This window comes from Bacteroidota bacterium (assembly GCA_030706565.1).
In the GTDB taxonomy this organism is placed as follows: domain Bacteria; phylum Bacteroidota; class Bacteroidia; order Bacteroidales; family JAUZOH01; genus JAUZOH01.
In genome coordinates, this window is sequence record JAUZOH010000484.1 from 1 (window position 1) to 2,636 (window position 2,636).

The 2,636-nt window shown below is 35.2% G+C and carries 2 protein-coding genes and 1 tRNA gene; 1 reads left to right on the top strand and 2 read right to left on the bottom strand.

Features of this window, described 5'->3' with window-relative positions:
* Positions 1-123 precede the first annotated feature (123 nt).
* A complete protein-coding gene (locus Q8907_15835) occupies positions 124-885 on the bottom strand; it encodes a LytTR family DNA-binding domain-containing protein (GenBank protein MDP4275740.1) in 762 nt (253 codons plus the stop codon).
* The gene (locus Q8907_15840; GenBank protein ID MDP4275741.1) at positions 860-1,918 is read right to left on the bottom strand and encodes a histidine kinase; all 1,059 of its coding nucleotides are present in this window, start codon (positions 1,916-1,918) and stop codon (positions 860-862) included. The genes Q8907_15835 and Q8907_15840 overlap by 26 nt, the downstream gene beginning before the upstream one ends.
* Before the next feature lie 186 nt (positions 1,919-2,104).
* On the opposite strand from Q8907_15840, the gene Q8907_15845 reads away from it, so the two are divergent.
* Positions 2,105-2,178 (top strand) — tRNA-Arg (locus tag Q8907_15845).
* Positions 2,179-2,636 lie beyond the last annotated feature (458 nt).

Sequence of the window (2,636 nt, forward strand, 5' to 3'; positions counted from 1 at the left end):
AGATTGATTTTATGGCTGGCGAATGAAAGCGGATTATACCTGAAACGGACAAAATAGGAAATGAAATCTTTATTTAACGGAAGGAAGTTGTTTAGTGGCTGATTGTGATAAATGTCTAATTTTCTAGCTGTTTTCCAACCATTTTAAAAATTGCGGCATCTTCTCTTTACTTACTGTTAAAGTCTCTTTAAAGGGAACAGTAATGTTGATCGATAGTTTACGGGAAAAATAATAGGACGCATTTACAACTACCTTCCGGTTTAAAAGACATTGCCGGTTTATGCGGAAAAATTTTTTCCCGGCTATTTGTTCCAACTCCTCCATGTTCTTGTTGACGGAGTATATTTTTTTATCAGTGGTGAGTAAATTTATTGTCCCGTTTTCGATATAAAACAAAGCGATATCGCTGAATTTAACCGGGATGATTTTATCTTTATGATGTACAAGAATTGACGCTGATTTTGGCTCTTCCCTGTTTTGTAATATTTTTAATAAGTCGTCATATTGATGGAAATTGGCAGAAAAACTCTGGCGAAGGATGTTATACTTTTTTAATGCATTTTCAATGGTTTGAGCAGTGAATGGTTTTAAGATATATTCAATGCCATTTGCCTTAAATGCATTTAAGGCATATTCGTCATAAGCGGTGCAAAAAATGACCGGAGCAGCTATAGAAACCGATTTGAATATTTCAAAACTCAGGCCGTCGCCTAATTGGATATCACTGAAAATAAGGTCAGGAATATCGTTGGCCCTAAAATAGTAAATAGCTTCTTTCACAGAATACAGTATTGCCACAATTTTGGCAGCAGGTTCTGCGGTTGTGATTGTTTCAGCCAGGTCTTCGGCTGTAAGCCGTTCATCTTCTATGATTATGATGTTCATCTTCTAATATTTTAATACTCACTGAAAAAGTCTTTTCATTTTCTTCAATGATTAAATCATTATCAGATAAAAGGCGGTAACGTTCCGATAAATTTGCCAAACCACTGCCTGTTGAATTTTCGGTGGATGTTTTCCTGTTAAGGTTATTTGTGACCTTTATCCATTCTTTTTCCTGTTTAACTGTAATATTTAAGGGAGATTCACCGGTCAGTTCATTATGCTTTATTGCATTTTCCAGCAAAGGCTGGATGGAGAAAGACGGGACAAAACCATTTTCCTGCTTTTCCCTGGAGATTTCGATGGAATAAACGAGCGCATTTCCAAAACGGATTTTTTGCATGTTCAGGTAATCCAGGCAAAGTTTTAATTCATCTTTCAGGCGTATGACTTTTATATTGTTGGTTGATATGGATGCCCTCAGGAAATCTGATAAATGGACCAGATATTCTTCTGCTGTCTGGGGCTCTCTTTTGTACAATGATTTGAGGGTATTGAGCGCGTTGAACAGGAAATGGGGATGAATTTGTTGTCGCAGCAGTTGATTTGCTGCTTCTGCATTGACCGTTTTCAGCCTTGAAATTTCCAGGTCGGTATTTGCCTTATCGTTTTGAAGGATGATGTAATTCTGCAATATGATGAAGAGTGCGTTGATCAACATGATCAGAATGAAAACAATGATTTTTGTCCCGTTGATGTTAAACATGTAATACACCCATTTATCGTAATGAACAAATAAAATAATAGTAATAGTACATACAAAGAAACCGAGAATACTTCCTAAAACAATACGAAGCCAGTTAAAAATCCGGGAATGCATATCGAATCTTTCTTCGAGAAATAAAATCATTCCGAGGTTGACAATTCCTGTTAAGGTTGTGACTAAAAAAGAAACCAGGGAATAAATGAGGGCCCTGTTGAGATCTCCAACTTTTGCATCTAGAAAAATATATAAAAATATGACCAGACAGCTTATGATGGCTGTATAAAAATAAACCCCGGCTAAATTTTTTATTGGTAATTTTGTCTTCATCATGCAACAAAGATATTTGATTTATAATTTGTCGGGCAGTATTTTATCCCGAAACGGACAAAAAGGCAAATGAGTTATTTCAGAAATTAATTAAGATATTCATTTTTTTGAATAAATTTGCAATCTGCTTTTAGCAGGAAAATTGAATAATTTCCGAAATAGTCTGAAAGCGACTGGAAAAAAGTAAATGGCTTCGTAGTTCAATTGGATAGAATGTCAGATTCCGGATCTGAAGGTTGGGAGTTCGAGTCTCCCCGAGGTCACAAAACAAAGGGCTGTCCAAAAAGAAAAAGGACAGCCTTTTTTATTCAAAAAACTCCTAAATATCTGGGGTGGTAAGTTTACCACTAAGGCACAGAGAACATAGAGGAATATTTCTCATTATTTTTATGTGCTTTTAGTGTCTCAGTGTTTGTATTTTCTGAATTTACCCCATCCCCTTAAAATGGGCCATGACGGGATACTGATTAATTGAGGAACTGAGTTTAATTTAAAGTGTCATATACCAAACCTTCACTTTCTTTCTATTCAAAAGTATTCAGGAAAAGGAATAATTCCTTATTTTGTGATATTGGGCATAATTATTAATTAAAGTTTCGCAAGTAAATATCTCCCTGAACGGAATAAAATTTAACAACTGAGATTTATTGTTCATCATGTCACATAGAAATAATGAGAAATATTCCTCTGTGTCTTCTCTGTGTACCTCTGTGTTATTGTA